This is a genomic window from Hydrocarboniphaga daqingensis (assembly GCF_900129825.1).
Classification (GTDB): domain Bacteria; phylum Pseudomonadota; class Gammaproteobacteria; order Nevskiales; family Nevskiaceae; genus Hydrocarboniphaga; species Hydrocarboniphaga daqingensis.
In genome coordinates, this window is record NZ_FQWZ01000013.1 from 1 (window position 1) to 6,343 (window position 6,343).

The following is a 6,343-nucleotide window of genomic DNA, read 5'->3' on the forward strand; positions in this document are numbered from 1 at the left end:
ATCGTATTGAAGTCACCGTTGTAACTATCGGTGATCGCCGGCGGGATGTCGCCCTTGGAGATGCGATCAACATAGTTGGCCGCGACATTGAGCGGGCCGATGACGGCATCCAGCGTGTCATTGACACCCTGAACGATCTTGCGGAAGTCACCCTCATGCTTGGATGCATCAGCACGGGTTGCCAGTCGACCTTCAACGGCAGCCTTGGCCAGCATGTCCGCATCGGCGACCAGTGCATTGACCACGTCGACACAGGTGTTCAGGTTGCTCTTGATCGTATTGAAGTCACCCTTGTAGCTATCGGTGATCTTCGGCGGGATGTCACCCTTGGAGATGCGGTCGACATAGTGAGCAGCGACATTCAGCGGGTTGATCACCGCATCGAGCGACTCATTGATGTTCTGGATCATCGTGCGGAATCCGCCCTGATGCAGCTCGGCGCGGGCGCGGGTTTCGAGCTTGCCTTCACCAATGGCATCAAGCGTCGTCCCGATATCCGTCAGTACGCCATCGTTACTGGCAAGCACCTGATTGATGCCCTCGACCAGGGTCCGGACCACGCCCTTCTTGTCGCCTTCATAGACCCGCTGGGTCATATCACCCTGGCGGGCCTTGGCGACGACGGAATCGACTTCCTGCACCGCCGCCATCAGCGCAATGTTGTCGCGCATCTGCTCGGTAATGTCCTGTGCGAACTTGACGACGCGCGCAGGCTTGCCGTTGACATCAAGGATCGCGTTGTAGCTGGCCTGTAGCCAGACCTCATGACCATCCTTGGCAATGCGTCGGTACTGCTTGGCGACATACTCGCCGCGACCGAGCGTCTGCCACATCTCCCGATAGTCGGCGCTGGCAGCTTCGACAGGATCGACGAACATGCGGTGATGCTTGCCTTTGATCTCGTCGAGCGAGTAGCCCATCACCTTCAGAAAGTTGTCGTTGGCCGTCAGCACATGGCCATCCATCGAGAACTCGATAACCGCCTGCGACCGGCTGATGGCCTCCAACTGGCCGTGATAGTCGGCGTTGAGGGCGTCCTGAACCAACTGCTTGGTAATGTCCTTCCACTCGACGACGGTGCCCAAGTGACCGCCGGACTGCTTGATGGGGTTCAGAACCAGCGAGAATGAGCGATTGCCGATGTTTAGGCGTGTCGTATGCTGGCGATCGAGCTCGGCCAGCAAGCGACGCTGATGTGCTGGATTCTTGTGGAACAGATCGATGTTCTGCCCGATAAGCCGATCGGCGTTGAATGCCGGAATATCCTTCCGGATCTCGTCCTCGGCCGCCTTGAGCATCTTCAGAATCGATCGATTCACGTAGACGATGTTCAGGTCGGCATCGGCCACCATGACGTTGGTCTCGACCACATCCAGGCCCTGGCGAATCCGCGCGGCCTCGGACATGAAGCGGGATGACTCCTCGTTGCGTTCTTTCAGCGCGCCTCGCATGCCGTCGAGCGCCGCCAGCAGTTCGGCCGCTTCACCGACGACCGTCGCATCGACCGGAGCGTCGTAGTCACCAGCGGCCAGGCGCTTGGCGGCGGCTTGAGCGGACTGCATGCCGCTGCTCAGTTCGCTCCCGATGGCGGCCACCAAGTACAGCGCCAGCAAGGTCGCAGCGATAGCGGCCGGCGTACTCACCAGTATCGATAGCGCAAGAATGGTGATCAGCAACAGACTGAGGATGCTGATCTTGGCCGATAAGGGCGCTCGTCCAAGGACAGCGTGCGCGGGTTTGAACAGTACGTTCATTGGCAGGATCTCTCTTTACTGAAAATCGTTCTTGGGAAAATGGTGGAGCTGAGCACGGGGTGACGATCCCCAGGTCCAGCCCTCAGGTAACGTGACGCAATGGCATTCCTCTATGCCGCCTCATGCAGGCTGCGATTGATCTCGGAGGCTTTCGTAATCAGGCTGGGAACGTCGATGATCAGGGCAACCTCACCGCTGCCGAGAATCGTCGACCCCCCGATGCCGCGTAGCTTTTCGAAAACGCGGCCGAGTGGCTTGATGACGGTTTGCGACTCGCCCAACAGCGAGTCGACGACCAAGCCGGCGCGATGACCGCCGTAGGCCACGACAACCAGATTGGCGCGGGTACGATGGCTGGCACCGATACCGAACATCTCGCGTAGTCGGATGAACGGCAGCGCTTCGCCGCGCAGATAAATAAAGTCGCGGTCGTTGGAGTACTGATACTCCTCGCGACCCAGGTCGATGCACTCGATCACCAGGTCCAGCGGTACCACATACTTGGCAGCGCCGACGCCGATGACGAATCCATCAATGATCGCAAGCGTCAGCGGCAGACGGATGCGCACCGTCATACCGATTCCCTGCTGCGACTGCACTTCGATCGTTCCTCGGAGTGCGGCGATGTTGCGTCGCACGACATCCATGCCGACACCGCGGCCGGAAATGTTGGTCACCTTGTCGGCCGTCGAGAATCCCGGCTCGAATATCAGATTCCACACATCCTTATCGGCCATATTGCTGGCACGGTCGATCAAGCCGCGTGCGATCGCCTTTTCAATGATCTTGTCGCGATTGAGTCCGCCACCGTCATCGCTGACTTCGATCACCACACTGCCGGACTCATGATGCGAGCTGAGCCTCAAGTGGCCGCGAGCAGGCTTGCCCGCCGCTTGGCGACGCTCCGGCGACTCGATACCGTGATCAATCGCGTTACGCACCAGGTGCATCAGCGGGTCCGAGATTTTTTCAACCAGCGTTTTATCCAGCTCGGTTTCGGCACCCTCGATGACCAACTCGATGTCCTTGCCCAGTTCCTTGCCAACGTCGCGAACGACGCGCTGGAACCGATGGAACACCGTGCCGATCTGCACCATGCGCATCGACAGCGCGGCATCGCGAACGCGTTCGACCAAGCGGGTCAGCAGCTCGAGTCGCTCGACCAGTGCCGTATTTCCGCTCTGCACCGCATCGGAACCTGCGCCCGACGCGGCAATGACCAATTCACCGACCAGATTGATCAAGGAATCGAGCTTGGGTGACTCGACGCGGATCACGCTTTCTTCGACGCGCTTGTTTGGTGTCGCGCCGCTGCTGGTGGATGTCGCCACCGCTGCGGCGGGCGCTGAAGCGCTTGCGACGTGGGCTGTCGCCATGACGTCGACGCGGGCGTCGTCCGCCGCTTTCGATTCCGCAGTCGTGGCGCCCATGACCATGACGTCAACGCCGAGCCGCTGCCAGATGTCGTTGATCAGTTCAGCCGGCTCTGCGAGCGCCGCCAAGCGCTTTTGCAGACGCGCGGCGGCATCACCATCCAAGCAAAGAACGGCGATGTCGGATTCGTCACGGACGAAGTCAAACGTACCTTCGATTGCCTCCTGAGTGGCTGCGGACTCCAGCACGGCTTCGAATCCGACGTAGCAGATGCCGGGTTGCAGCGCGTGCAGCGGCGGTACGCCATGCACGACCGCTTCGCAGCCGAGAAGCCGTCCCATATCGGCCAAATACTTCAGCATCGGAATCGGATCGTTTCCGAAGCTGAGCATGTCGTTGTTGAACCGAGCCGATATCAAGTACCGACGCAGTCCTTGATTCGCGGCGTCGCCGTTGCTGACGCTAGCCTCCGCTTCAGGCACAGGGCGGGCTGCTGCCGCCTTGCCGGCGCCGCAGAAGGCTTCGATCTGGTGTATCAGCTCGCGCTCGGCGGCCGACTGAGCCGGTGACTGGCGCGTGGCGGATTCCGCCAGGTTGACCAGCAGATCGATCTGATCTTTCGACGCCAGCAAAACCTCGACGAGCCGACCGCTGATCTGGCATTTGTTGTTGCGCAGCAAGTCGAGCAAATGCTCGACGTGGTGCGTGAACGTGACGATCTCGTCGAGGGCGAACATGCCGGCTGAGCCCTTGATCGTGTGCGCAGCACGGAAGATCGAGTTGATCAGTTCCTTGTCGGACGCATTCTGTTCGAGCGTCAGCAAGCCGTCCTCCATCTGCTGGAGCAGTTCACGGCTCTCGATCAGATAGGTGCGGAACGCCTCTTCGATGTTCAGGTTCATCGCGGATGATCCACCGGTATGTGCCGCCCCAAACCCAACAGTTCGAGGTGATGGCGCACCGCAGAAGAGGCCTGCTTGAAATGCAGGCTCTTGCCATCGGTCGCAGCCTGCTTAACGGCCGCGATCAGGATTTGTAGACCCGCCGTATCGCAGGCGGTCACTTCAGACAGATCAACGGTCAGAGAAGGCCCGGAATCGAGCGCTCCGGCCAGAGCCGCGATCAGTGCACCCGATTCCCTGATGCTCAAATCACCCTGGATCTTGAAGACGCCATCGGCATCGACGCTCAGTTCATCGTTTTTTTGCACGGCTTGGCTCGGTTTGAACGGGCCTGCGCCGTGCAATCCGTATTCCCGGCCGTTGTCAGGGGCAACCCATCCGGTTCTGGCGGAAATCTGCCGCCTGATTCGCCATAAACCGAGCGCGATGTCCGATTGCCGACATCACGATGACGATGTTTTGTAGAGGTTTTTCCAGGCCATACCAATACGTATAGCCACGGATGAGGTACGTCGAGAGCAGGAGGCCGCATCACCAGCCCGATCCATCGTTAACGCCGATATAAAAAAATCGGGGCGCCCGAAGGCGCCCCGATTTGACCGCTGGCGAGTCTGACGAAGGAGACTGCGAAACCGATCAGAACTCCGCCCATTGCTCAGCCGTGGCACCGGTCGCAACGGCAGCCGGCGCAGCAGCGGCAGCCGCTGCAGCGGCCGCACGCGGCGCTGCTGCCACGCTCTTCGCCGTCGGCACTGCACGCGGCTTCGAGGGCAGCTTGGTCACCGTGGTCGACGGCACCGGTGCGGGCACCGCATCGACCGCGCGGTCGACCACCGCGAGCCGGAACTTGGCCACCGCCTGCGCGAGTCCATCAGCCTGGGTTTCGAGCATCTGCGCCGAAGCCGAGGCTTCCTCGACCAGCGACGCGTTCTGCTGGGTCACTTCGTCCATCTGGGTCACGGTCTTATTGACCTGCTCGATCCCGAGACTCTGTTCCTGCGAAGCCGCCGATATCTCGCCCATGATGTCAGTCACCCGTTTGACGCTGCTGACGATCTCTTCCATCGTCCGTCCGGCCTGTTCGACAAGTCGGCTGCCATTGCCGACCTTTTCGACCGAATCGCCGATCAAGGTCTTGATCTCCTTGGCGGCCGCGGCTGAGCGCTGCGCAAGGCTGCGAACTTCAGCGGCCACCACCGCAAATCCACGACCCTGTTCGCCTGCCCGCGCCGCTTCCACCGCGGCATTCAGCGCCAGGATGTTGGTCTGGAACGCGATGCCATCAATGACACTGATGATGTCGACGATCTTCTTCGACGATGCCTGAATCTCGCTCATCGTGCCGACGACCTCACCGACCACCATCCCGCCTTTGCGGGCGACATCCGACGCACCCAGTGCAAGCTGGTTGGCCTGCTTGGCGTTCTCGGCATTGAGGCGAACGGTTGACGTCAGCTCTTCCATCGAAGATGCGGTCTCCTCGAGGCTGGCCGCCTGCTGCTCCGTACGGCTCGAAAGGTCCGCGTTACCGGAGGCAATCTCGCGCGAGGCAAGATTGATCGAGGCCGTTGCCTGCTGGATCGAGCTGACGATCTGCGACAGTTGGACCACGGTACGGTTGGTGTCCTGCACCATTTTGTCGAAGTCGCCGCGATAGTTGCTGCGGATCGTTTCCGTCAAGTCGCCTTGCGCCAGTGCCGACAGCACGCGCCCGGTCTCGTTGATCGGTGCGATCACGGCGTCCAGCGTCTCGTTGACACCCTGCACGATCTTGCGGAAATCCCCCTGGTGTTTGCTGGTATCGGCCCGCGTGGCCAGCTTGCCTTCCACGGCAGCGGTGGACAGCATGTCGGCATCGGACACCAGCATGTTCACGGCCGAGATACAGGTATTGAGGTTGTTCTTGATCGTATTGAAATCGCCGTTGTAGCTGTCGGTGATTGCTGGCGGGATGTCGCCCTTGGAGATCCGGTCAACATAGTTGGCCGCCACATTGAGCGGTCCGATGACGGCATCCAGCGTGTCGTTGACGCCTTGGACGATCTTGCGGAAGTCGCCTTCATGCTTGCTGGCATCGGCTCGGGTTGCCAGGCGGCCTTCGACGGCCGCCTTGGCCAGCACGTCGGCGTCGGCCACCATCTTGTTGACGGCATCGATCGCCCGATTCAAGTTGTTCTTGATCGTGTTGAAGTCACCGTTGTAGCTGTCGGTGATCGCCGGCGGGATGTCGCCCTTGGAGATCCGGTCGACGTAGTTCGCTGCAACATTCAGCGGGCCGATGACGGCATCCAGCGTGTCATTGACACCCTGAAC

4 protein-coding genes are annotated in these 6,343 nt (G+C 60.5%); all 4 read right to left on the bottom strand.

Translation table 11 applies throughout. From position 1 onward, the window contains the following. The coding region (locus tag BUB09_RS16675; RefSeq protein ID WP_072899690.1) for a PAS domain S-box protein at nucleotides 1-1,754 on the bottom strand (1,754 nt) is incomplete at its 3' end. A 110-nt stretch (nucleotides 1,755-1,864) separates the two neighbouring features. After that, nucleotides 1,865-4,030: a chemotaxis protein CheA gene (locus BUB09_RS16680; protein WP_072899692.1), complete on the bottom strand. Its 2,166-nt coding sequence runs from the start codon at nucleotides 4,028-4,030 to the stop codon at nucleotides 1,865-1,867. Beyond that, the gene (locus BUB09_RS16685; protein WP_175550240.1) at nucleotides 4,027-4,338 is read right to left on the bottom strand and encodes an STAS domain-containing protein; all 312 of its coding nucleotides are present in this window, start codon (nucleotides 4,336-4,338) and stop codon (nucleotides 4,027-4,029) included. Before BUB09_RS16685 ends, BUB09_RS16680 begins: the two co-directional genes overlap by 4 nt. Before the next feature lie 328 nt (nucleotides 4,339-4,666). After that, the coding region (locus BUB09_RS16840) for a methyl-accepting chemotaxis protein (RefSeq protein ID WP_281249934.1) at nucleotides 4,667-6,343 on the bottom strand (1,677 nt) is incomplete at its 5' end.